Annotated in this window: 23 protein-coding genes; 18 read left to right on the top strand and 5 right to left on the bottom strand. The window is 64.1% G+C overall.

Features of this window, described 5'->3' with window-relative positions; genetic code table 11:
• The first annotated feature begins 4 nt into the window (after positions 1-4).
• Positions 5-724, top strand: a complete 720-nt coding sequence (locus ACWHTU_RS18620; protein WP_447860904.1) for an alpha/beta hydrolase — start codon at positions 5-7, stop codon at positions 722-724.
• Between the two features lie 112 nt (positions 725-836).
• Here the strand turns inward: ACWHTU_RS18620 and ACWHTU_RS18615 are convergent, their stop codons facing one another.
• Positions 837-1,424: a lipid-binding SYLF domain-containing protein gene (locus ACWHTU_RS18615; RefSeq protein WP_447860903.1), complete on the bottom strand. Its 588-nt coding sequence runs from the start codon at positions 1,422-1,424 to the stop codon at positions 837-839.
• 294 nt (positions 1,425-1,718) lie between these two features.
• The gene (locus ACWHTU_RS18610; RefSeq protein ID WP_447860902.1) at positions 1,719-3,053 is read right to left on the bottom strand and encodes an MFS transporter; all 1,335 of its coding nucleotides are present in this window, start codon (positions 3,051-3,053) and stop codon (positions 1,719-1,721) included.
• A 155-nt stretch (positions 3,054-3,208) separates the two neighbouring features.
• On the opposite strand from ACWHTU_RS18610, the gene ettA reads away from it, so the two are divergent.
• The 3 genes from ettA to ACWHTU_RS18595 are packed head-to-tail and all read left to right on the top strand — an operon-like array spanning position 3,209 to position 6,671.
• On the top strand, positions 3,209-4,891 hold the full coding sequence (gene ettA, locus ACWHTU_RS18605; protein ID WP_447860901.1) for an energy-dependent translational throttle protein EttA: 1,683 nt from the start codon (positions 3,209-3,211) through the stop codon (positions 4,889-4,891).
• Positions 4,892-4,900: 9 nt separating this feature from the next.
• Positions 4,901-5,803: an SDR family oxidoreductase gene (locus ACWHTU_RS18600; protein WP_447860900.1), complete on the top strand. Its 903-nt coding sequence runs from the start codon at positions 4,901-4,903 to the stop codon at positions 5,801-5,803.
• 55 nt (positions 5,804-5,858) lie between these two features.
• Positions 5,859-6,671 carry a DUF1295 domain-containing protein gene (locus ACWHTU_RS18595; protein WP_447860899.1) on the top strand — a complete coding sequence of 271 codons (813 nt, stop codon included), beginning with the start codon at positions 5,859-5,861 and terminating at the stop codon, positions 6,669-6,671.
• Positions 6,672-6,808: 137 nt separating this feature from the next.
• Here the strand turns inward: ACWHTU_RS18595 and ACWHTU_RS18590 are convergent, their stop codons facing one another.
• On the bottom strand, positions 6,809-7,144 hold the full coding sequence (locus ACWHTU_RS18590) for a transcriptional regulator (RefSeq protein ID WP_447860898.1): 336 nt from the start codon (positions 7,142-7,144) through the stop codon (positions 6,809-6,811).
• Positions 7,145-7,237: 93 nt separating this feature from the next.
• Between ACWHTU_RS18590 and ACWHTU_RS18585 the strand changes: the two genes are divergently transcribed.
• From ACWHTU_RS18585 to ACWHTU_RS18520, 14 genes are all read left to right on the top strand, one after another.
• Positions 7,238-8,272 carry a glycerophosphodiester phosphodiesterase family protein gene (locus tag ACWHTU_RS18585; protein WP_447860897.1) on the top strand — a complete coding sequence of 345 codons (1,035 nt, stop codon included), beginning with the start codon at positions 7,238-7,240 and terminating at the stop codon, positions 8,270-8,272.
• A gap of 287 nt (positions 8,273-8,559) precedes the next feature.
• Positions 8,560-10,104, top strand: a complete 1,545-nt coding sequence (gene hpnR, locus ACWHTU_RS18580) for a hopanoid C-3 methylase HpnR (protein ID WP_447860896.1) — start codon at positions 8,560-8,562, stop codon at positions 10,102-10,104.
• A 321-nt stretch (positions 10,105-10,425) separates the two neighbouring features.
• Positions 10,426-11,883, top strand: coding sequence for a TldD/PmbA family protein (locus tag ACWHTU_RS18575; protein WP_447860895.1), 1,458 nt, complete (start codon positions 10,426-10,428; stop codon positions 11,881-11,883).
• The gene (locus tag ACWHTU_RS18570; protein WP_447860894.1) at positions 11,880-13,220 is read left to right on the top strand and encodes a TldD/PmbA family protein; all 1,341 of its coding nucleotides are present in this window, start codon (positions 11,880-11,882) and stop codon (positions 13,218-13,220) included. The genes ACWHTU_RS18575 and ACWHTU_RS18570 overlap by 4 nt, the downstream gene beginning before the upstream one ends.
• Positions 13,221-13,452: 232 nt before the next feature.
• The gene (locus tag ACWHTU_RS18565; protein ID WP_447860893.1) at positions 13,453-13,623 is read left to right on the top strand and encodes a hypothetical protein; all 171 of its coding nucleotides are present in this window, start codon (positions 13,453-13,455) and stop codon (positions 13,621-13,623) included.
• Between the two features lie 628 nt (positions 13,624-14,251).
• On the top strand, positions 14,252-14,599 hold the full coding sequence (locus tag ACWHTU_RS18560) for a hypothetical protein (protein WP_447860892.1): 348 nt from the start codon (positions 14,252-14,254) through the stop codon (positions 14,597-14,599).
• Between the two features lie 220 nt (positions 14,600-14,819).
• Positions 14,820-15,695, top strand: coding sequence for a hypothetical protein (locus tag ACWHTU_RS18555; RefSeq protein ID WP_447860891.1), 876 nt, complete (start codon positions 14,820-14,822; stop codon positions 15,693-15,695).
• 77 nt (positions 15,696-15,772) lie between these two features.
• Positions 15,773-16,477, top strand: coding sequence for a tetratricopeptide repeat protein (locus ACWHTU_RS18550; RefSeq protein WP_447860890.1), 705 nt, complete (start codon positions 15,773-15,775; stop codon positions 16,475-16,477).
• 112 nt (positions 16,478-16,589) lie between these two features.
• Positions 16,590-16,988 carry a secondary thiamine-phosphate synthase enzyme YjbQ gene (locus ACWHTU_RS18545; protein WP_447860889.1) on the top strand — a complete coding sequence of 133 codons (399 nt, stop codon included), beginning with the start codon at positions 16,590-16,592 and terminating at the stop codon, positions 16,986-16,988.
• Between the two features lie 11 nt (positions 16,989-16,999).
• Positions 17,000-17,488, top strand: a complete 489-nt coding sequence (locus ACWHTU_RS18540) for an SLOG cluster 4 domain-containing protein (protein ID WP_447860888.1) — start codon at positions 17,000-17,002, stop codon at positions 17,486-17,488.
• A complete protein-coding gene (locus ACWHTU_RS18535; protein WP_447860887.1) occupies positions 17,485-18,492 on the top strand; it encodes a S1C family serine protease in 1,008 nt (335 codons plus the stop codon). Before ACWHTU_RS18540 ends, ACWHTU_RS18535 begins: the two co-directional genes overlap by 4 nt.
• 85 nt (positions 18,493-18,577) lie before the next feature.
• On the top strand, positions 18,578-19,180 hold the full coding sequence (gene msrA, locus ACWHTU_RS18530; RefSeq protein WP_447860886.1) for a peptide-methionine (S)-S-oxide reductase MsrA: 603 nt from the start codon (positions 18,578-18,580) through the stop codon (positions 19,178-19,180).
• A 20-nt stretch (positions 19,181-19,200) separates the two neighbouring features.
• On the top strand, positions 19,201-19,536 hold the full coding sequence (locus ACWHTU_RS18525; protein WP_447860885.1) for a hypothetical protein: 336 nt from the start codon (positions 19,201-19,203) through the stop codon (positions 19,534-19,536).
• 287 nt (positions 19,537-19,823) lie between these two features.
• Complete coding sequence (locus ACWHTU_RS18520) at positions 19,824-20,333, top strand: lytic transglycosylase domain-containing protein (protein WP_447860884.1); 510 nt, start codon at positions 19,824-19,826, stop codon at positions 20,331-20,333.
• A gap of 299 nt (positions 20,334-20,632) precedes the next feature.
• On the opposite strand, the gene ACWHTU_RS18515 is transcribed toward ACWHTU_RS18520, so the two are convergent.
• On the bottom strand, positions 20,633-21,994 hold the full coding sequence (locus ACWHTU_RS18515; protein ID WP_447860883.1) for an APC family permease: 1,362 nt from the start codon (positions 21,992-21,994) through the stop codon (positions 20,633-20,635).
• Positions 21,991-22,614 carry a class I SAM-dependent methyltransferase gene (locus ACWHTU_RS18510; RefSeq protein ID WP_447860882.1) on the bottom strand — a complete coding sequence of 208 codons (624 nt, stop codon included), beginning with the start codon at positions 22,612-22,614 and terminating at the stop codon, positions 21,991-21,993. The genes ACWHTU_RS18515 and ACWHTU_RS18510 overlap by 4 nt, the downstream gene beginning before the upstream one ends.
• Between the last annotated feature and the right edge of the window lie 87 nt (positions 22,615-22,701).

Raw genomic sequence — 22,701 nt, 5'->3', positions numbered from 1 at the left:
TCGCATGCGCATCGAGCAATTCGGCGGGATGACGATCCGGATCACCGGCGGGACGGACGGGACAGGCGGAGGCCATGGCCCGGTGGTCATTCTCCTGCACGGTTTCGGTGCGCCCGGGGACGATCTGGTGTCGCTCGGGGATGCCATTGACGCCCCGGCCGGGACCCGCTTCGTGTTTCCCGAAGGGCCGCTCTCCCTTCATCTCGGGTTCGGCAACTCGCGGGCCTGGTGGATCATCGACTGGAACCGGGTCAACCAGGACATCGCCGCGGGCCGCTTTCGCGATTTGTCGCGGGAGGTCCCGAAGGGCCTGCCTGCAGCAAGACGGGGGGTGCTGGCGATGCTCATGGAATTAGAGCATCGTTTCGGGGTTGATCCCAGGAAGACAGTCTTCGGCGGCTTTTCCCAGGGCGCCATGCTGGCCTGCGACGTGATCTTGAGGACGGAACATCTGTTCGCTGGACTGGTGTTGCTCTCCGGCACGTTCCTCGCTCAGGATGAGTGGGCGCCGTTGATGCCGAAGCGACGGGGCCTGCCGGTCTTCCAAAGTCACGGCACGCACGATGAGATCCTGCCGCACATGTTGGCCGAGCGGCTGCGAGACGAATTGACAAAGGCCGGGCTCAGGGTTGACTGGCACAGCTTTCGAGGCGGGCATGAAATTCCGGACGGGATCGTGGAACGCCTCGGTGTGTTTCTCCGAACAGTCCTCAGTCGCACATGAGTGAGATCACACCGTTCACGACCAACAGCGCGGACGGCCGGCGCGGATGTTCAGTGATCGGGTCTCCACCGTCAATTCCGAAAGTTTGGCGCTGAACCCTGGTGCCTGACTGCTAGGGGTCTTTTCCCGCCGCGGCCTGCATCACCGCTTCGCGCAGGCCCGCTGAATGGGGATTGTTCACCGCGCGGCGGACGAGGATATCGGCGGGCCGGACGGTCTTGCCGTAATACGAGCTGTTCCACTCGTCCCGGAACGCGATGACCGCGCCTTCCAGCGACACGCCCGCGAAGAGCCCCTTGGCCTTCGCGAAGGAGAGCAGATCGACACTGAGGTTGGGAGCGGTCGCTCCCTCCACGCCGGCGCCCACCGGCCCGACGGCGATGGAGGCATCGGCGCCGAGCTTGAAGGTGCTGGTCAACATCGATTCGACGCCCTTCTTGGTCATGATGAGGAGGATCACCTCGGCCGCCTGCGCGCCGAACTGGAAGCCGAAACTGCCGGCCCCCATCGTATAGAACGCCGGCTCGCTCCACTCGCCGGTCTGCTCATCACGCACCAGCAACACGCCGCTGCCGCCCGCGCCGCCGAAGAAAAAGGCGGCCTTCAAAAACTGGGGCACGATGAACACGCCTTTGGCGTCCTTCACGTGATCCCGAAACCAGCTCATGTTGGAATCGGCCAGAAAGCTTTCCAAGGTCATACGCGCCCGATCCACCAAGTCTCGTTGCTCGCGGTCATCGGCCCACGTCGAATCGGGTGCCGCTCCCGAGAGCGCAGTCAGGACGACGGCGAGGACAAGCTTCGCGACGGGCCGGGCGATGGGTTTTGGAAGAAAGACTCGCAGTGCCTGTCTCTGTGGTCTGAACATGATCCCTCCATTTGCGTGCGCGATGGTTCGCCTCGCGTCACAGGACCGTTGCTTCTCAGCGTTCGGCCATTGTCGCCGACGGCCTGGCCTTGGGCAACCCCGCAGCGGAACAACGCGTTCAAGCGATCATTTCGACCATCGAGACGGAACCGTGTGTGACGGGACCGGAAGGCGCTCGAATTCCGCATCACTACGGAACCCCGGCAGGGCCCAGCGCAGCCCGGCGGCCGCCGCCAGCGTGACCACCCCGCCGAGGGCGACCGTCAGCGGCGCGCCGATCCACGCGCCAGCGATGCCGCCCAACAGGCTGCCGAAAACGGTGAATCCTAGCGAGGCGGTCGTATAAAGGCTGACCACCCGTCCCCGCATGCCGTTCGGCGCGAGCGATTGCAGCAGGGTGTTGCTCCCGGCCAAGGTGCTGACCATGGCGAAGCCGATCGCGATCAGGGCCGGGAGGGAGAGCCACAGCGAGCGGCTGGCAGCGAACAGGACCAGGCTGCCGCCGAACAGGGCCGCGGCGTGGCAGATGGATGAGGGGAGGCCGGTCACCGAGGGCCGGCGCGCGAGCCTGAGCGCGCCGGCCAAGGCGCCCAGGCCGGTCGCGGCCATCAGCCAGCCGAGCCCGGCCGGGCCGATCCGCAGCACCTCCCCCGCAAAGACGGGCAGGAGCGTGGCATAAGGCATGGCGGCGATGCTCACGACGGCGACGGCGGACAGCACCGCGCGGACATGGGGCGTCGTGCGAGCGTAAGTGAGCGCTTCGTGGAACTGGCTCGCGGCGTTCCCCGTCGGATGAGGCGGGGGCGGCGCGATCTGCATGGCCTTCAGGCAGCCCAGGACCGCCAGGTAGCTCAGGGCATTGATCACGAAACACGAGCCCTCGCCCAGCGCCGCGACCAGCACGCCCGCGATCGACGGGCCGACAATCCGGGCGGCGTTGAACATCGAGGAATTCAGCCCGATGGCGGACGGGATGTCCTGCGGCGGGACCAGATCGGTCATGAATGTCTGCCGGGTGGGGACCTCCAATGCGCTGATCAGGCCCATCAGCAACGCCAGCGCAAGAATCCAGGGAACCGTCACGAAGCCGGTCAGCGTGAGCGCTGCTAGGGTCGCAGCCTGCAACAGCAACAGAACTTGGGTGAGGACCATCAGCCGATAGCGAGGAACTCGGTCCGCCACCAGGCCTGCCGCGAGCGACAGAACGAGAATCGGCGCCCGGGCGAGGAATTCCGTCACGCCCAGGAGAAGCGGTGACTCCGTCAGCCGATAGACGAGCCAGGCTTGCGCCAGGCTTTGCATCCAGGAGCCGCACAGGGAAAACCCGTGGCCTGCCGCAAAGAGGGCGAAGTTGCGATGGCGCAGGGCGCGCCAGGGCGACGCGGAAGGCGGATGCTCGTTCAAGAGGATATCTCGGGTTGATGAAACGGAAATGGCCCTGGTCTCGCTCCTGTGTACCATATCACGTGACCGATGGACAGGGGATGCGCCTGCGCCCTGTCGTCTCTGCTGATGCTGTGTTAGACTACCGCGCTGCCGGCTCGGTCGCGAGTCGTCAAACGGTCAAACGAACGCTCTCCGAGCGTACGGCGGAAGAAAGGACTGGTTCGCCATCCATGAGCGCGAACGACAAGCAGGTGATTGTTTCCTTGATCGGCGTCGGCAAGGTCTATCCGCCGAAGAAGCAGGTGCTGCGGGACATTTATCTGGGCTTCTACTACGGAGCCAAAATCGGCGTCCTGGGGTTGAACGGGTCGGGCAAAAGCACGCTGCTGCGCATCATCGCCGGCGTGGACAGCGACTATCTCGGCGAGATCACCAGGTCCAAGGGCTACACGGTCGGACTGCTGGAACAGGAACCGCAGCTCGATCCGACCAAGACGGTCAAGGAGGTCGTCGAAGAAGGCCGCAAGGACGTGATCGCCCTGCTGAAAGAGTATGAGGACGTGAGCAACAGGATCGGCGAGGTCTCGCCTGAGGAAATGGACAAGCTCTTGGAGAAGCAGGCCCAGCTTCAAGAACGGATCGAGGCGGCCAACGGCTGGGAGCTGGAAAACGAGCTGGAGGTCGCGATGGACGCGCTGCGCTGCCCGCCGCCCGACCAGAAGATCGGCACGCTTTCCGGCGGTGGAAAGCGCCGGGTCGCGCTCTGCCGCCTGTTGATCCAGGAACCGGATATCCTCTTGCTGGACGAGCCCACCAACCATCTCGACGCCGAATCCGTTCAGTGGCTGGAGCAGCATCTGCAGCAATACAAGGGCACGGTCATCGCCGTGACGCACGACCGCTATTTTCTCGACAACGTCGCCGGCTGGATTCTGGAACTGGATCGCGGCCACGGGATTCCGTTCCAGGGCAACTATTCGTCGTGGCTGGAGCAGAAACAGGCGCGGCTGGAAAAGGAAGAGAAAGCCGAATCCAAGCGGCGGAAGACCTTGGAGCGCGAACTGGAATGGATTCGCATGTCGCCCAAGGCTCGCCAGGCCAAGGGCAAGGCGCGGCTCAACCGCTACGAAGAACTGGTGAATCAGCAACAAGAGCGGAGAGCCGAGGACCTGGAGATTTACATTCCGCCGGGGCCGCGCCTCGGCGACGTGGTGGTCGAGGCGAAAGGCCTCAGCAAGGCCTACGCCGACAAGGTCCTGTTCGAGAACCTCAGCTTCAGTCTGCCGCGCGGCGGCATCGTCGGCGTCATCGGGCCGAACGGCGCCGGCAAGACAACGCTCTTCAAGATGATCGTCGGCAAGGAGAAGCCGGACGCGGGCACGATCACGCTCGGCGAGACGGTGAAGCTCGGCTATGTGGATCAGGACCGCACGCTCGACGGCAACAAGACCGTCTGGGAAGTCATCTCCGACGGGAACGACACGATCAGGCTCGGCAAGGTCGAAGTGAACTCGCGGGCGTACTGCGCGCGGTTCAACTTCAGCGGCACCGACCAGCAGAAGAAGGTGAAGGACCTCTCGGGCGGGGAACGCAACCGGGTGCACCTCGCGCGGATGCTGAAAGAGGGGGCGAACCTCATCCTGCTGGATGAGCCGACGAACGATCTGGACGTGAACACCCTGCGCGCGTTGGAAGAGGGGCTCGAGTCGTTCGGCGGCTGCGCCGTCGTGAGCAGCCACGACCGCTGGTTCTTGGACCGCATCGCCACCCACATCCTGGCCTTCGAGGGCGATAGCCGCGTCGTCTGGTTCGAAGGCAACTACAGCGAATACGAAGCCGACCGAAAGAAACGGCTCGGCAAAGAAGCTGAACGCCCGCACCGGATTCGGTATCGGAAACTGATCCGCAGTTAGCCGGTCGTCATGCCACGTCCCGCCGGCGAGGAAGGCACGAACTCGATCGCCCTTGTCACCGGAGCCGGCGGCCTGATCGGGAGCTACCTCGTCAAGACCGCCGCGCGCTGGGCACCGGAATGGCGGGTCCAGGGGCTGAGCCGTTCCGAGGTCGATCTCACCGATATGGATCGGGTCCGCGAGCTATGGCGGACTTTGAAGCCGAGCCTGGTCATTCACTGCGCGGCCATGAGCCGGACGGAAGCCTGCGAACGCGATCCGGCTCTGGCCCGCAAGCTCAACGTCGAGGTCACGGCGCTGCTTGCCGACCTCTCCGCAAACCTTCCCTTTGTCTTTTTCTCCAGTGACCAAGTCTTTGATGGCCGCGCAGGCTGGTACATGGAAACAGACGAACCCCATCCGCTCAATGTGTATGCCGAAACCAAGCTGGCGGCCGAACGGCATGTGCTGGCGCATCCGAGGCACACGGTGGTGCGGACGTCGTTGAACGCCGGATGGTCGCCGACCGGGGACCGGAGTTTCGTCGAAGAGATGCGACGGGCGTGGCAAGCCGGGCGGAGGCTCATGCTGTTCACCGATGAATTTCGGTGCCCGATTCCCGCCGGGGTCACGGCGCGGGCCGTCTGGGAATTGACGACAAAGAATCGGCCCGGACTGTATCATCTGGCCGGCGCCGAGCGGCTGTCGCGTTGGGACATTGGCCGGCTACTGGCTGCACAGTGGTCGGAGCTCCGCGCCGAGATGGCGCCCGGGTCGGTTCGGGACTACGCTGGGCCGTACCGTCCTCCGGATTTGTCCTTGAACTGCGACAAGATCCAAGCGGTGCTGTCGTTTCGGTTGCCGGGATTCGGCGAGTGGCTGGCCGGGCGCGCGGGCCGTAATCACGATCCGTGGGACTACGAAAGCCCGTGAAGCGCGATGCGCCAAGCGTGACCGTGAGGCGCAAGTTTGGCAAGAGGAACATGCCGTGACGGGGTCCGATCCGCTTCCGCTCGTCGTGACCGCTTATGTCGCGATGGCCGCGTTCATGGCGGGGCTGTGGGCTTTGCAACTCCGCCTGCGGAACGCCTCGATCGCGGATGCCGGATGGTGCCTGGGTCTCGTCCTCATCGTCTGCTGGTACGCAGGGGCCGCCCACGGGGACACGGATCGCCGATGGCTCGTCGCGATCATGGGATCGATCTATGCCCTTCGCCTTGGGTTCTACATCTTGATCGATCGCGTGCTCGGCAAAGCGGAAGATGCGCGCTATCAGCGGCTCCGGCAGGAGTGGGGGGAGCAACAACATGTCCGAATGTTTTTTTACTTTCAATTACAGGCCGCCGCAATCGCCCTGTTCTCGCTCCCGTTTCTGGTCCTTATGCAGAATCCTCGGCCGACGTTTAGCCTGTGGGAGTTGGCCGGCGCGCTCCTGTGGCTCCTCGCCGTCACCGGCGAGTCGATGGCCGACTGGCAACTGGCTCGATTTCGCGCCAAGCCCTGGAATCGCGATCGAGTGTGCCGCGAGGGACTCTGGCGGTATTCGCGCCACCCGAACTATTTTTTCGAATGGTTGCACTGGTGGGCGTATGTCGTGATGGGTGTGGGGCTGCCGAACTGGGGGGTGACGCTGCTGGGGCCGCTGGTGATGGGATGGGCGCTGCTGAAGGTGACGGGCATTCCGCCGAGCGAGGAACAGGCTGTCGCCGGCCGCGGGGAGGAGTATCGGCTCTACCAGCGAACCACGAGTGCCTTTTTCCCGTGGTTTCCGAAAACCGAGAAAAGGGGTCGGGAACCTTAATTCGCGCTGGCGTGACGTCCGCCCTCAACGCGCCGGATGGACATTGGTCGAGAGTACCGTGGCGAGGTTGTGTGTGGCGTCAATCGGGTGTGCGTCGGCCGCACCCGCGTCGACCGGCGTCCACGACGTGCATCAGCTCACGAACCCTCTGGGCGGGTCTTGCCTCGGGAGGTTAGGAGGTCGATCCCGTACCGAGGAGCCGTGATCGCCTCACTCCGGCATCGTGGGCAACGACTTGGTTTGGTCAAGCGCGACCGGTCCCGAAAGATATAGCCGCAGTCCCGGCACTGGGACGGTTCCAGCATGAAGCGGCGCGACCGGTCGCTGGCGACGGTCTTCGCGATGTGGAGCAGGTGGTCTTCGACCTGGCGTTCAGAGATGCCGACCAGTTGCGCCAATTGCCGCGACGTCAGCCGCGTGTTGAAGAGCAAGTCCGCAATCCGCTGACGAGCGGTCTGTTCCGGCGGAAGCATGGACGGTGATGATACGCGAGACCAAAGGACAAAGCCAAGCCATCCGTTGACGTTTCTCCGCCGGCCGCGGGAACGGGCTGTCAGGAACACGGCATGAAACTGCTGATGACGGTGGTGAGCGCCGCTGTGGCCTTGGCGGGTCTCGCGCTGGCGGTGGGAGCGGCCCTGAGCGCCCCCTCGCGCGGCAAGCGGTTGGCTCAGGCCCTGCGGATGCCTCATCCCGCCGTCATCGCCCACCGAGGCGCGTCCTATTACGCGCCGGAGAGCACTCGGCCCGCGTACTTGCTCGCTCGCGAGATGGGCGCCGATTATCTGGAGCTGGATCTTCAGAGAACGCGAGACGGGGTATTGATCGTTTTTCATGATGACGATTTGTCCCGCACCACCGACGTGGCCGAGGTCTTCCCCGGCCGAGAGCGCGCACCGGTCGGCTCCTTTACGTTCGAAGAGCTGGCGCGTCTGGATGCCGGGTCCTGGTTCAACCGGCGGTTTCCGAAACGGGCGCGGCCGGCGTTTCGCAGCCTGCGCATCTTGCGGCTGGACGAAGTGCTCGCCCTCGCCGAGGGTAAAGACCCGCGCCCGGGCCTGTACATCGAAACCAAATCCGCGCACCGCTATCCGGGGATCGAGCGGCAATTGATCGAGACGCTCGCCGCGCAAGGGTGGATCGATCGGGCGGCCGTCGGTCCGCAATCGCGCGTGATCCTCCAGTCGTTCGAGCTTGACAGCCTCGCCCGGTTGCAAGCTCTGGCGCCGCAGGTGCCCAGAGTCTTCCTGATCGACGAAACGCTGATCGCCCGAGAAGGGTGGAACTCGTTGCTCAAAAAGGCGCAGACGGTGGCATCTGGAATCGGGACCTGGGGCCTTCGTCATGCGCTCAGCCCGCGCTGGGATCGGGCCGCAGCGCCGGTGCGCTACCTCACGACCTGGCCCTGGTACACGGGGGGCGCCCATCGTGCCGGCCTCGTGGTCCATGCCTGGACCGTCAATGATCGATGCGAACTGCGGGCCCTCCGTCTCTTCGGCGTGGACGGATTCTTCACCGATCGTCCCGACTTGGCGTTAGCCATGGGTGGTCGGGGCTCGGCGCTGGAGCCGGGCCGGCTGTGGGAGAAGATCGGCTACTGATGCGGAGAGGGCAGCGAGTCGCTGGTAGCGCGGAGCGAACAGCTCGCCCAACAGTGCGAACAGCGAACGGCAAAGCTCTCTAGGGCTATCGGCTCTATGCCCGCTCCAGGTTCCGCCAACCGAGGGCCTGCGAAGACGGTGGAAGCAATTTCTTCCCGTGAGGACCCCTGTGAGAACCAACCGGCGGACCCCCCTGAGATTCGTCAGTTGAACAAGTCGGCCAGGTCTGGCAGGATCATTCCCCTAAGCCGCTGGTTCTATGGAGTCTTCGAAAGAGGTTTCGACCTATGAAAGTACTTGCGGTTCATCCCGGTCCGCTCATGTACACCAAGATTTATCTCCGGCTGGAGCCGCTCGGTCTGGAATTGGTCGCGCAAGCCGCTCGGCAGGCTGGCCATGACGTCCGGCTGCTGGATCTCCAGGTGGAAACGCACCACGACTATGTGCGAGTGCTCGACGACTGGAGGCCCGACGTGGTTGCGTTCTCCTGCAACTACTTGGCGAATGTGCCGGAAATCGTGGACCTGGCGAAACTGACCACACAAAAGCTGCCTGGCTGTTTTGTGTTCGTCGGTGGCCACAGCGCGTCCTTCATCGCGCAAGAATTGCTGGAACACGGGGCGGGGGCCATCGACTGCGTGCTGAAAGGCGAAGGCGAGGCCGCCGTCGCCAAGCTCCTGCTGGCGGTCGAACACGATCGCCGCGCCATCACCATGGTGCCCGGCGTCGTCGCCCTCACCGGTGAAGGGCCGCCGCCGCAGTTCGTTGAGAGCCTCGATCACCTCCGCCCAGCCCGCGAACTCCTACGCCATCGCCGGAAGTACTTCATTGGCGTGCTCGATCCCTGCGCCTCTATCGAATTCGCGCGCGGTTGTCCCTGGGACTGTTCCTTCTGCAGCGCCTGGACCTTTTACGGGCGGAGTTATCGCGTTGTCAGCCCGGAGCGGGCCGTCGAGGATCTAAAGCGGATCGAAGAACCGGGCATTTTTATCGTCGACGACGTGGCGTTCATCCAGGCGAAACACGGGCTCGACATCGGGGAGGCTATCGCCCGCGAGGGCATCAAAAAGCAGTACTATTTGGAAACGCGCGGCGACGTGCTGCTGCGCAACAAGGAGGTGTTCCAGTTCTGGAAGAGATTGGGCCTCCAGTACATGTTCCTGGGCATCGAGGCGATCGACGAAGAAGGCCTCAAAATGCACCGCAAGCGCATCTCGCTCGGCAAGAACTTCGAGGCTCTGGAGTTCGCCCGCTCGCTCGGCATCACGGTTGCCATCAACCTGATCGCGGACCCCGATTGGGATCGGAAACGGTTCGAGGTCATCCGGGAATGGTGTCTGGAAATTCCGGAAATCGTGAACATCAGCGTCAATACGCCCTATCCGGGAACGGAAAGCTGGCGCACTGAGGCGCGGAAGTTCCAGACGCGGGATTACCGGCTCTTCGACATCCAGCACGCGGTGTTGCCGACGCGGCTGCCGCTTCCCGAGTTTTACGAGGAGCTGGTCAAGACTCAACAGGTCTTGAACAAGAAGCACCTGGGCTGGACCGCTCTCAAGTCCACGGCCAAGATTGCAGTCGGCCATCTCCTGCGCGGACAGACGAATTTCGTGAAGATGCTGTGGAAGTTCAATAGCGTGTACAACCCCATGCTGCAGCTCGCCGATCATCAGAAGCCCGTCAAGTACCAGATGAAGCTGCCCGAAACGACCCCCGAGAGGTTCAGTTCCAAGCTACTCTATATCCTCCCGCCTCCCGGCCGTCGTGGTCGGGCCATCGATGACTCGACCGAGCAGTTTGTGGACGCCACCCGGACGGGAACGGGCGTCTAGCCGACCTCCTCGGGCCTGTTTTGAAAAATAGCCAGCGGCCAATGGTGAATAGCTAATCGCTTCACCCCCTTTCCCTTCGAGGGGAGTGGGGTGGGGGCGATTGTGGGGACACGCTTGCGATTCAGTGGCAACGGGTGAAACAGGGTGGCCCAGAAGGCAATGGAGACTGTGCGAGCCAGACCGATAGTCGGCAGCAAGTCGCTCTGCGGTGCTGGCCGTTAGCTGCGTGCTATGTGCCAGGTCCATATATGGCGAACCCAATGAAGACTGCTATACTAGCTCCCCGGCCACACCTTTTGACGACGCATTGAGTCCGGAACAGTGAAGGCGGCGAACTGGGATGAACTGGCCGAGCTGGCCTTGTCGCGCGTCCGGGCGGTCGGCGCGGAGTACGGCGATATTCGCATTCTGGACAGCGTGACGCAGACCGTTCACGGCGAGGATCGGCGGATTGCGCAGGTGCGGGACAGCCGCGACAGCGGCTTCGGCGTGCGCGTGCTCTACCGTGGCGCCTGGGGATTTGCGGCCAGCTCGATCCTGTCCCTGGAGGAGGTGCCGAAGGTCGCCGAGCTGGCGATCGAGATCGCCAAGGGGTCGGCCGCTCTGCTCAGCGAGCCGGTGCGCCTAGCGGACGAGCCGGTCCATCGAGACCGGGTGATCACGCCTCGGCGGAGCGATCCCTTCTCCGTGCCGCTGGAAGACAAGGCGATGCTGCTGCTGGATGTGATGGAGTACGTCCACCGGCAGCCCGGCATCGTCCGCAGCCGCGCGAACCTCTGGGCCCGTCGCGATCTCAAGTTGTTCGTCTCCACCGAAGGCTCGCGGTTGGAGTTCGATCTTTTGGCGACCCAAGGGGACTTCGAGGCGACCGCAGTCCACGACGGACGCTTCGCTTCGCGCAGTTTCAGCACGCCGCACCTCCGCACCGGCTACGAGCTGATCGCCGAGGCCAACTTCTTGGCCGAGGCGCCGCGCATCGCTGCGCAGGCGGTGGAGAAAGTCAAGGCTCCTCCGGTGGCTCCAGGGTGCTACGATCTCGTGCTCGATCCGGAGCATCTGTCGCTCACCATCCACGAATCCTGCGGCCATCCCAGCGAGCTGGATCGCGCGCTGGGCTATGAGGCGAACTATGCGGGGACGAGTTTTCTCACACCCGACAAGCGCGGGACCTTCCGCTATGGGTCGACGCATGTAAACCTCGTGGCCGACAACACCGAGCCGGAGACGCTCGCCGCCACGGGGTACGACGACGACGGAGTGACCTGCCAGAAGTGGGACATCGTGCGCGAGGGGATCTTCGTCGGCTACTGCACGAACCGCGAAATGGCGCCCAAGATCGGCGAGCCACGCTCGCGCGGGTCGAACCGGGCGGACGGTTGGGGCAGCGTGCCAATCGTGCGGATCGCCAACATCGGGCTGGAGCCCGGCGCAGCCACGCTGAACGATCTCGTCGCCGACGTGAAACGCGGCATCTACATCGAAGGGCACGGCTCTTACAGCATCGACCAGCGGCGGTACAATTTTCAGTTTGGCGGCGATGCCTTCTGGCTGATTGAGCACGGGCGGCGCACGCACATGCTCCGGGATGTGATCTATCACGGCATCACACCGGAGTTCTGGGGCCGGTGCGACGGCGTGGCGGACCGTTCGCACCGCCGCCGCTTCGGGTTCGTCACCTGCGGGAAGGGTCAGCCCGGTCAGTCCGGTTGGATGACCCACGCCGCCGTGCACGCGCGCTTCCGGAACGTGGACGTGATTCGAGGACAAGCTGCGTCATGACCAAAGGCTCGGCCGCCGTACCCAAACTGACCGACCGGGACGAATTCCGATTCCTCGCCGATCTGGTGTTCAAACACTCGAGCGGCGACCACACGTTCGTCTCGCTGCACGATCAACGCGGCGGCACCGTCCGCTTCGCCAACAATCAGGTCGTCCAAAACGTCGACACGCGGCGAATCTCGTTCAGCGTCACGGTCGCGTTCGGCCGCCGGCATGGATCCGCCGGCACGACGGACCTGACCGCGGGTTCGGTGCAGGAGACGCTCAAACGCGCCGAGCGCCTCGCGCGGGTTTCTCCCGAGGACCCAGAATATCTGCCGCCGGTCGACCCGCAATCCTACCCAGCATGGCCTGCGGCGCGGCCGGAAACCGCGGCGGCGGGCCCGGCCGGGCGCTTGGCGTACGCACGGGAGGCGATCGAGTTGTGCCGGGGCGAGCGGCTCACGGCGGCTGGCATCGTGTCGTCATCCGCCGCGACCGTCGGCGTGGCCGCGAACACCGGTCTCTTCGCTCACGAGGAACGGACTGAGGCGCGGTTCAGCCTGACGGCGCAGCATGGCGAAGCGAGCGGCTGGGCCTCCGCAGCGCACCGGTCGATCGATCGGCTTGCCGTGCGTGAACGGACGCAGATCGCCATCGACAAAGCGAAACGGTCCGTTGGAGCGAAAGAGATACCGGCCGGCCGCTATGCGGTCATTCTTGAAGCGCCGGCAGTGGCCGGTCTTCTGACCTGGTTCATCTGGATGTTGGACGCCAAGGCGTTCTACAGGGGAACCAGCCCGTTCAGCGGCAAGCTGGACCGACGGGTCGTCGACCCGCGGCTATCGCTGAAGAACCGGCCGGACCATCCTGATTTACTCGGCTATGGATTCACGAGCGAGGGGCTCCCTGTGAACGCGTCGACGTGGATCGACGCGGGCGTGCTCCGACAACTGTCGTACGATCGGTTCACCGCCAAGGAGCACGGCATCGACCACATTGCGACGTTGGAGTCGCCGCTGCTGTCGGGAGATGGGTCGGCGAAGCCCGGTCTCGAAGACCTGATCCGCAGCACGGCCCGCGGCGTGCTCGTCACCAACTTCTGGTACATCCGTCCAGTGAATCCCACCGATCTGACTTTAACCGGCATGACCAGGGATGGCACCTTCTTGATCGAGGACGGCCGGATCATGACGGCGGTGCGCAACTTCCGGTTCCATGATAGTCCGCTGCGGGCCTTCAACGAGATCGATGCGTTCACCCTCCCCGAGGAGGCGGTCACTGCCGAGACCGGGAAATTGCTTGTGCCTGCTATGAAAATCCGGGACTTCAATTTCTCCAGCGTGACGCGATTCTAATTCGATCTGAGGTCCTCCGGATGGACACCTGACTCGACTTGTGTAGGGTCCTGCCTGCACTGTGCACACATCTTCGCCAGAGCCGCACTTGTGCTCGCCAGTCTGTTGTGCAAGTCCTTGGAACTGCGCCGGGTTGTAGAAACTGTGCGCGATCGGTGCGGCTGATGCTATGGCATAGTCCTTGCCGAATCTCCTTCCGTGGCAGTTCATAACAACAAGGGAGGTGTCATAAATGACACGATCGCTGCTTTTGGTGTTCGCCGTTCTGACGGTGTTGATTTTCGCCACGCCGGTTATTGCCCAAGGCCCGCCGTTCACGCCGCCTGGTCCTCCCAGACCTGTTCCCGCGCCGTTGCCGGATGAGGCATGTGCGCAGGTGCCGGAATTGTGCGTAGCGCAGTAGGTGCGCCGCGAGACCGGCCGCTTTGGCTGCATGGAAGCGGCCGGCCCGCCCCCAGTTTTTCGCCGTCCCGGCGCATTCACGAACGTGTCCGCCGTTCTCCATCCTGGGTTCTGCCGTTCGAACCAGACAACGCGCCTCGTCCCCGGCGGACTCCCATTGACTAAGGCGTCGGGCAAGCGTACACAGAAAGTCAGTCGTGCCTGCAGTCTGCACAAACCCTAGCCGGCTGTTCGCGGCTGGCTTCAGGACGTCATGACGTTCCTCGCTCGATCCCGAGACGGCCTGGCCGTTCCTGAACCCTTTCGGCACGGATACGATCCACCATTCGGGCGCGCAAGCTCCGTGACGTTCCTCTGGTCCTGACCGATTCGTCTCCTTTCATCCTCTTCCAATTCGAACGGCGGCCTGAGACCATTTGAGAAGCTCGCCGCATTGGAGGTGCTGTCATGGCGCGAATGTTCAAAGAGGCTCCCGTGAAACTTGTCCGGATTCTTCTTCCTACGGAACGCCCGTCGCCCGGATGCCATCCGTTTTCGCGAACCCTCGTCTTGTTGAAACTCGAGCGGGGAGCGGCCGCCGCCCGAGGCCGGATGGCGTGCGCCGCTCAGCGGTTCAAACGGGTCGGGACATGGGCCGCGCACGGGCCATGCTGCTCCGAACGATGCGGGAACGGTTTGCCTCCCGATGGGCGACAGCGGTGGAGGCCTTGCGCTTCGCGGCAGCGCTCTGCCGAGCGCAAGCGGTGGCCGCAATGCGGCGCGTGGTATCGACGGCCAGCCGTGGGCTCGCGGCATGGCCGCCGAAGCCGAACGGCATGCGGCGCGGCATCGCGGAGGCGAGCTACGGGCTGATGCGATGGCTTGTGGATCGTGCGCAGGCGATGCGCATGGTGAGAGGCGGCAAGACTCTGATCGCCCTGCGGGAGCGGGTCAAGGCTCAGCAGCGGGAGCTGGCGCAGATCACCGCGCAAGTTTGAGACCTCCAGGCGATGATCCGCTCGCAGCAGGAAGTCCTGATTCGGTTCGGCGACGAACTGGACCAAGTGGCGATGCGCGTGATGCCGTCGGCCCGGGCGAGGCCGCGAAGTCCTGAAAACCGGGCGGTGAGGTGCTCGAAACCCAAGCGGCGCGGCGTAGAGCCAGACGTCGCGGCAGCCAGCGCGGACGTGTCGTTATGAGCATATGGGGAGGGTGAGCGTGGCGTCTCGATCTGTGGTGTGGGGGAGTGGGGCTGTCCTGTTTGCGGCGCTTTTTTCTGGAGCGTGTTCGAGCGCGAGACAGAACGTCTCGGAGCAGGTGTCCGCAGGAGTCCCGCTGTACGACAATCTGGGCGCCCTGCATCACCCGATCACCACGGCATCGGCGAAGGCTCAGCAGTATTTTGATCAGGGACTCCGGCTGGTGTACGCCTTCAATCACGAGGAGGCGATCCACTCGTTCGAGGAAGCGGCACGATACAATCCCAATGCGGCCATGGCCTATTGGGGCATCGCGCTGACGCTGGGGCCGAACATCAACGCCCCCATGGACAGGGCACAGGAACGCCGGGCGTATGAGGCCCTGCAACAGGCCCTGTCGCGGCGCCAGCGCGTCAGCTCAAAGGAGCGCGCCTACATCGAGGCACTCGCCGCCCGGTACTCGTCGGACCCGAACGCGAAACGGGAGACACTGGACCGAGCTTACGCGAAGGCAATGCGGGAAGTCTGGGAGCGAGACCCGGATGACAGTGATGCCGGTACGCTCTTCGCCGAAGCGCGCATGGACCTGCAGCCGTGGAACTTTTGGACTCCTGACGGGTGCCCCAAGGGAAACACGGAAGAGATCGTCGCGATCCTCGAGCGCGTCTTGACGCTGAACCCTGACCATCCGGGGGCGTGTCACTATTACATCCATGCCGTTGAGGCGTCGCAGAGGCCGGAACGCGCACTTCCCTGCGCCGAACGGCTCCCGAGGCTGGTCCCGGGTGCGGGTCATCTTGTCCATATGCCCGCCCACATTTATCTGCGACTGGGGCGGTATCGGGAAGCAGTGGAGCGAAACGTGCATGCGGCGGCGGTCGATCAAGAATATTAAAACACCGGCATCTCACCGGCATCTATCCGACGGGCTACTATCCGTACAACCTCCACTTCCTCTGGGCGGTGCTTGCCATGGAAGGGCGAAGCCGGGAAGCCATTCAAGCCGCTCGCGAACTCCACCGAGTGGTCTCGTGGGACGAGGCGCGCAACGATCCCTCGACGGAAGAATTCACCCCTATGCTCCTCTTTGCGCTGGTCCGGTTCGGGAAATGGAGCGAGGTATTAACCGTGCCGTCGCCTCCGGTCGAGTTGGTATATACGGCGGCGATCTGGCGCTACGCGCGCGGATTGGCCTACGCGGCGATGGGCCGGTTCGACGAGGCGGATGCGAAACAGGCGAGACTGGCCGAAGCGGTCAAGTCCCTGCCTCGAGCCAGAACCCTGGGCGGGAGTCAGGTAGCGGTGTTGGCGCGGATTGTGGAGAAAGTTCTGGCGGGAGAAATTGCCGCCCGACGCGGCGATCGAGGGCAGGCCGTCTCGCGCTTGGCAGAGGCGATCACGTTGGAAGACGCGTTGCGCTACTATGAGCCTCCGCTCTGGTATTATCCGGTCCGCCATTCTTTGGGGGCCGTCTTGCTCGAAGCGAGCCGCCCGGCCGAGGCGGAGCGGATCTACCGGGAGGACCTGGCGCGACACCCGGAAAACGGCTGGGCGCTGTTCGGACTGGCCCAGAGTTTGAGGAAGCAGAACAAAACGGACGAAGCCGCGGCCGTGGAGCAGCGATTCAAGAAGGCCTGGGCGCGCGCCGACGTGACGCTGACCTCGTCGAGATTCTGACTATCGGCTGCTTCTCCGATCGTCGCCCGGTTGACCCTCCCGCCCAAAGCTGCCACCATACGTTCACGCATCGCCCTCGGCGACCGTCTTCGTTTTCGCGCAAGGAACGGAAGTGGGACACATTGTTCGGGTCGCGACGTCGCAGCGTAAGCAAATCGTCGATCTGACCGCTCGGGTGAACGAGCTGATCCGGCAAGCCAAGCTCAAGGACGGCCTGTGCGCATTGTTCCTCGCCCACACGACCGCCGCGCTCACGACCGGCGAAGTGGGAGAGGGGACGGAAGACGATTTGCTCGATGTGGTGGAGCAGATGATCCCGAAGATTCGGTTTCGGCATGCGCATGATCCGGCTCATGCTTGGTCCCACATGGCGGCGTCGATTCTGGGGCCATCGCTCACCCTGCCCGTCAAGGACGGGGCACTGGTGTTGGGGACGTGGCAATCAGTGCTGTTGGTGGAACTGGACGGGCCGAGGCAACGCGAGATCCACGTTATGTGGTCGCCGTCGTGAGGCGCAGACCGGTGATTGGGGTCATGGGGCCGAGCCAGGCCTCCCGGGAACATCTGAGGTTGGCCTCGGAGCTCGGCGAAGGGATCGCCCGCAACGGCTGGGTGTTGTTGACCGGCGGCCGCGCCGCCGGCGTGATGGACGCGGTGAACCGGGGAGCGAAACGGATTCCCGGCAGCTTGACGATCGGGGTTTTGCCGACGGCTGGCACGCGCGTGTCACGCTTCGTGGATGTGGCAATCATCACCGATATGGGCAACGCCCGGAACAACATCAACGTCCTCTCCAGCGATGTGGTGGTGGCCTGCGGACCCGGCGGGCCCGGGACGATTTCCGAAGTGGCGCTGGCGCTGAAAGCGCGAAAGCCGGTGATCCTGCTGGGCGGAGATCCGTTGGAGGTAAAGATGTTCACGAAACTTGGCGGCGGGCTGGTTCGCTCGGCGCGCACGCCGCAGGCGGTCGTCGACATGATCAGACGGCATCTGAATCGGAGGAAGGCATGAGCAGCGTGCTGAACCTGATACTGGCGGCGGGATGCGTGGTGGTCGTGGCGAGCATGGGCGGGGTCGGGGCCGGCATGGCGTCCGCCGAAACGGTCAGCGGGATCGAGCGGGCGAAACGGGCCACGGTCGGCATCTTCGCGCCGGAGCACGAGGCCTACAAGCAGACCGGCAAGGGGCATTTCGTCATGCAGGCCTCGGGAGTCCATCTCCATGACGGCTACATCCTGACGGCGCACCATGCGGTCGAGCGGGACGAGCGGGGGAAGCGCATCGTGCAGGAGGAGATCCGGGTGCTGACGACGGATGTGGAAGAATTGCCGGCCAAACTAGTTGGGGTTAGCGCATTTCTGGACATCGCAGTGTATCGCCTGACGGATGGCGCGGGCCGCTTGCCGAATGTGGGCTTTGCGGAGCGCGAGCCTCAAGCCGGCGACGCCGTTCTGACGATCGGCTATCCGCTGGGGTGGGGCCCGGCCTTCGGTTTCGGCCGGATCGGCAATCCGAACACCTTTCTGCCGACGGCGGAAGGTCGGCTCATGCAACTCGCACTCCCGGCGTGCAGCGGAAACTCCGGCGGCGGGCTCTTCGACGAGCAGGGGCAGTTGGTGGGCGTCATGCACGCCATCATCGAGACAGGAAAGGAGGATGGGCCGGGGCGCTGCAGCCAGTTCGCCTTCGCCGTGCCGGGATCACTGGTGCATCGGGTGGTTGCGGCGCTGATTCGCGGCGAACAGCCGACGTTTTCGCGACTTGGCATCGGTCTCACGGCGGTTCAGATGGGGACCCGGTGGCGGGTGGCGGCCTCCGAAGTGATGGGGCCGGCGCGCGATGCCGGTATTCAGAAAGGCGACGTTATTCTGGCGATCGACGGGACCGAGATCACCGCCGGTGCGCAGTTGAAGAATTATCTAATCGAGCGGACGACGCCGGGCCAGAAAGTGACCGTCAAAATCTTGCGCGGGCAACAAGAACAGACCGTTGTCGTCACGCTGGGGAGATCCTAACCGTTCGAGCGGTTTGGAAAAGGCGAGCTGGAGGGAGAAGAAACGCCTTCGGCCGCCGACCGCCGGGCAAGGGAGGGAGAGACCCATGAAGATCCTGTCGCTGCTGCGGCTCTCGATCGTTGCGGTCGTGGTCGCCGGACCCTTCAACGTGCCGGCGGCAAGCCCGTTGGCCAAGGCCACCTTCGCCGGCGGGTGTTTCTGGTGCATGGAGGAGGTGTTTGAGGCGGTGGACGGCGTCGCCTCGGTCATCTCGGGCTACACCGGCGGGAGGCAAGCCCATCCGACTTACGAGGAGGTGTCGGCGGGCGGAACCGGCCATGCCGAGGCCGTCGAGATTCTCTTCGACCCGGCGAAGGTGAGCTACGAGAAGTTGTTGCAGGTGTTCTGGCGGAACATCGATCCCACCACGCCCGATCGCCAGTTCTGCGATACCGGCCATCAGTACCGCTCCGCGATTTTTTATCACGACGAGATGCAGCGCAAGCAGGCGGAGGCATCGAAGCTGGCGGTCGAACAAACGAAGCCGTTCGAGGAACCCATCGTCACCGAGATTGTCCCGGCCTCGCCGTTTTACCCGGCCGAAGACTATCATCAGGACTTCTACAGAAAGAATCCTATCCGTTACAAGTTCTATAAATTCAACTGCGGTCGAGCTCAGCGGCTCGCCCAGCTCTGGGGCAAGAGGTGACCGGGGGCGGGGAACGGAGTATGTCTCGCACGATTCGGTCCTTCCGATTGTTCGGCTACGCGTGGAACACCGTGGCAGGTATCGTGTGGGCGGTGGAACTGGCGCGCAACGGGTATCTGGTGATCTTCCGGCCGATCCCCGACCTCATTCTCGCCGCCCAGCGGTTGTGCCTGCCTTGGGAAGCGCTCTGGCAACCGCTCGACGAGCTGTTCGGCGTGGCCATCGTGGGCGCGACGATCGGCGTCCTGCTCTTCACGCCGGGATTCGGTGCGCTGATCTTGGCCACGTGGCTTGAAGACCGAACGCAGGCGGCAAAGACTCTCCCTACACCCCACTCTGACACCCCCTCTGTCTGACCGGTGTTCAGATTCCCTCTTTGGAGACCAACGGTGGGGGCAAAAATCTCTACGGTGGTCGCTCCGTGTGCATCTCCGCACTGCGGCGGCATTGCAGGCAACAAAATTTCTCAAGCTGGGTCGAGAGGTTAGCATGAGAACCGGAATCGGCACGAATTTTGAGAAAAAGCGGCTATCAAGCAAGGACAGTGGAGGGATCAGGCGATTGGCGGAGTATGGCCGCAGCAACCCCCAACCACCGACTTTTCAGGGCAGGTTTCAGGCGTGGGTTGTGTGAGTCTCTGGTCGTGGGCGCGCTGCTGCTGGCCTTCCCCACGACGACGCAGTCGGACTTGGACGGACGGCCGCGCTACACCCGCCAGGAGCTTCGCCGCGCCATCAACTGGTATGCGAAACAATATCGGCTCGATCCGGCGCTGCTGTGCGCCGTCATCAAGGCCGAGTCGGATTTTCGTCCTCGAGCGATGTCCCACAAAGGGGCCATCGGGCTCATGCAGCTCATGCCCGGGACCGCTGCCTCCCTCCGCGTCGCTGATCCTCTTGATCCCATCCAGAATATCCGCGCCGGCGCCAGGCAGCTCCGCCGTCTCTTGAACCGCTACGACGGCGACCTGCCACTGGCCCTGGCGGCCTACAATGCCGGCGTGCACCGCGTGAAAGGGCGCACGCTGCCGCGCATCCGCGAGACCCGCGCCTACGTCCGCAAGGTGCTGCGGTACTACCAGGCTTTCAAACCGGGCCGGCTCCACCACGCGGGCGAGCAGAAGGTGCAGGGTTCGCCCGTCAAGCCCCGTTGACCTTGGCCCCGTCCTGTGCTTGGCGATCAGCAGCATAACCGCGCCTGAAACGGTTGCCATGAGATCGCCACGACGGGCATCTGGCCGCCCACAGGATCGAGCCCGAAGCGAATGCCGCTGTGGCAGGCGAAATGCAGTATCTGGCAGATGGGCGAGCAATTCGGCTTGCCGTTCCTTGGTGCGCCTCAGCGCTATGGAAATATGGCGGTCCCGATCGATCGGTGGGAGAGATCTCGATTCAATGCATAATTTTTTTATTACACAAGCTCACGCCGTGTGTGTAAGGTGAGCGGTGGGGTCTATGCCCGCTGCTGCTCGGGTGATATGCGCCAAACAAAGTAGAGCGGAATCCCGGCCAGCACGGTCGCGAAGCCCAGTGCAGACTCGATCGGTCGTTGGATCAGGCTATAGCCGACAATGAGCAGTGAGAGCACGACCAGCAGGCCGGGCAATGCGGGATAGAGCGGCACCCGATAGGGACGCGGCAGGTCCGGTTGCCGGCGTCGGAGCACGATCAGTGCCCCGACGGTGAAAGCCGTAAAGACCGCAAGGACCAGCCCACCGTAGATCACCAGTTGCTCGAAGGTGCCCGTAAGAATCAACAACGAAGCCCAGCCGCTCTGGAGCAGGATGGCCCGCACGGGCACCCCGGTCTTCTTGTCGAGGGCGGCGAACCAGGGGACGAACACTCCATCCCGCGCCATGGCCCAGTACACGCGTGGACCGGCCCACACCATGGCGCTCACCGCGCCGGCGATCGACAGGCAGAGTAGCGCCGCGACGAAGCGTCCGCTCGCCGGACCCCAAAGGGCGGCAGCGGCTTTTTCGGCCACCGGCAGCACCGGCGGCTGCGCCAGCGAGGTGACTGGCAGGGCGTACAGGTACACGAGATTCAGCAGCAGATACATCGCGCCCACAAAGGCGGTGGCGCCGATCATGATCCTGGGAAGGGTCCGCCCTGGCTCGGCGATTTCACCCGCGATATACCCCGCGACGTTCCACCCCAGGTAGCTGTACATCACGAAGATCAGCGCCACCATCACGGTGCCCACGCCGGGATCGGCGTCGGGCGCCCGCACAGCGAAATTCTTCCAGCTCCCTGAGCCGAGCGAGAGTCCACCCAGGGCCAGCGCAAGGATGGCGAGGACCTTCGTTGTCGTCAGCATCCGTTGTAGCCGCCCGCCGGCGCCTACGCCCGCGACATGGACGGCGGTCAGGCTCCACAGCAGAAGCAAGGCGAGTCCTTTGGCCGCCCACCCGTTGTCGTCGGCGATCGGGGCGACGCGCAGGAAGTAGGAGGCGAAGCTCACCGCCGAAGCCGCGATGGCTGCGCCGAAGCCGATGGTCAACGAAGTCCATCCGCTCAGAAACCCGGCCAACGGCCCGTACGCTCGGCGCAGATAGATGTAGTCGCCGCCGGCCTGCGGCAGCGCTGCGCCGAGCTCGCCGTAGGCCATCGCTCCGGCCAGGGCGAAGCCGGCGCCGACCACCCAGAGCGTCAGGATCAGGACCGGGTCGCCCAGGTCGCGTGCCATGAACCCAGTCGTGGTGAAGATTCCGCCGCCGATGATGTTGCTCACCAGCACACAGGCGGCGGTAAACCAGCCGACTTGATGCCGGCCGGCCGGTTCATAGCGGTCGGCTGAAGACGACCGATTCATGAGCGGATCGGGCTGAACACCAGGAAATGCTGCTGGGGCAGAAAGTCGAATTCCTGGATCACGCGATAGCCCGCCGCTTCCATTTCGCGAAGCACTGTCTCCTTCGGCGTCGCATGGCCGAAGAGCCAGCCGCTGTCTTTGTATTCGATCACGGCGATGCGACCGCCGGGCCGCAGGGCGCGTGCGAGCGACCTGAAATAGGCGGTCCGATCAGGAAGGTGATGGTAGGTGTTGCAGGTGAAGATCAAATCCACGCCGGCGGCGGGCAGGCGGGCGTCGGTCGGCGTCGCCCGGATCAGTTCGACATCGGCTACTCCGCGCTGCGCCGTCTCCCGCTCGATGAGGCGAAGCGCAGTCTCGTCCACATCCACCGCGTAGACTTTGCCCGCCGGGCCGACCGCCTCGGCCAAACGCCACGTGAAGTAGCCGCCGCCCGCGCCCAGATCGGCGACGCGCGAGCCGGGGGCGATCGCCAGAGCCTGGATCACCATCTCGGGCTGCTGCCAGGCATCCCGCGACGGATCGTTCATCCGCTGGTAGGTCCACTCGGCACAGCCACCGGCCACGACCAGTAGCCACAAGGTCGCCAGGTGGAACGCAAAGCGCGGTCGGCTGATCATGGAGCGCTTCCCTCCGTGACGGAACAGCCAGTGAACTTGTAACACAGCGAGCGTGCGTCAAGAAACCCGTCCGCGGCCGGGCCGTTG

The organism is Nitrospira calida, from assembly GCF_976986435.1.
Note: the sequence above shows the minus strand (reverse complement) of the source record. Positions and strands in the feature narration are given on the sequence as shown.

Coding starts and splice junctions, on each gene's coding strand:
- ACWHTU_RS18620 (WP_447860904.1), top strand. CDS start 5: ATGCGCATCGAGCAATTCGGCGGGATGACGATCCGGATCACCGGCGGG.
- ACWHTU_RS18615 (WP_447860903.1), bottom strand. CDS start 1,424: ATGACCTTGGAAAGCTTTCTGGCCGATTCCAACATGAGCTGGTTTCGG.
- ACWHTU_RS18610 (WP_447860902.1), bottom strand. CDS start 3,053: ATGGTACACAGGAGCGAGACCAGGGCCATTTCCGTTTCATCAACCCGA.
- ettA (WP_447860901.1), top strand. CDS start 3,209: ATGAGCGCGAACGACAAGCAGGTGATTGTTTCCTTGATCGGCGTCGGC.
- ACWHTU_RS18600 (WP_447860900.1), top strand. CDS start 4,901: ATGCCACGTCCCGCCGGCGAGGAAGGCACGAACTCGATCGCCCTTGTC.
- ACWHTU_RS18590 (WP_447860898.1), bottom strand. CDS start 7,144: ATGCTTCCGCCGGAACAGACCGCTCGTCAGCGGATTGCGGACTTGCTC.
- ACWHTU_RS18585 (WP_447860897.1), top strand. CDS start 7,238: ATGAAACTGCTGATGACGGTGGTGAGCGCCGCTGTGGCCTTGGCGGGT.
- hpnR (WP_447860896.1), top strand. CDS start 8,560: ATGAAAGTACTTGCGGTTCATCCCGGTCCGCTCATGTACACCAAGATT.
- ACWHTU_RS18570 (WP_447860894.1), top strand. CDS start 11,880: ATGACCAAAGGCTCGGCCGCCGTACCCAAACTGACCGACCGGGACGAA.
- ACWHTU_RS18565 (WP_447860893.1), top strand. CDS start 13,453: ATGACACGATCGCTGCTTTTGGTGTTCGCCGTTCTGACGGTGTTGATT.
- ACWHTU_RS18560 (WP_447860892.1), top strand. CDS start 14,252: ATGGGCCGCGCACGGGCCATGCTGCTCCGAACGATGCGGGAACGGTTT.
- ACWHTU_RS18550 (WP_447860890.1), top strand. CDS start 15,773: ATGGAAGGGCGAAGCCGGGAAGCCATTCAAGCCGCTCGCGAACTCCAC.
- ACWHTU_RS18535 (WP_447860887.1), top strand. CDS start 17,485: ATGAGCAGCGTGCTGAACCTGATACTGGCGGCGGGATGCGTGGTGGTC.
- msrA (WP_447860886.1), top strand. CDS start 18,578: ATGAAGATCCTGTCGCTGCTGCGGCTCTCGATCGTTGCGGTCGTGGTC.
- ACWHTU_RS18525 (WP_447860885.1), top strand. CDS start 19,201: ATGTCTCGCACGATTCGGTCCTTCCGATTGTTCGGCTACGCGTGGAAC.
- ACWHTU_RS18515 (WP_447860883.1), bottom strand. CDS start 21,994: ATGAATCGGTCGTCTTCAGCCGACCGCTATGAACCGGCCGGCCGGCAT.
- ACWHTU_RS18510 (WP_447860882.1), bottom strand. CDS start 22,614: ATGATCAGCCGACCGCGCTTTGCGTTCCACCTGGCGACCTTGTGGCTA.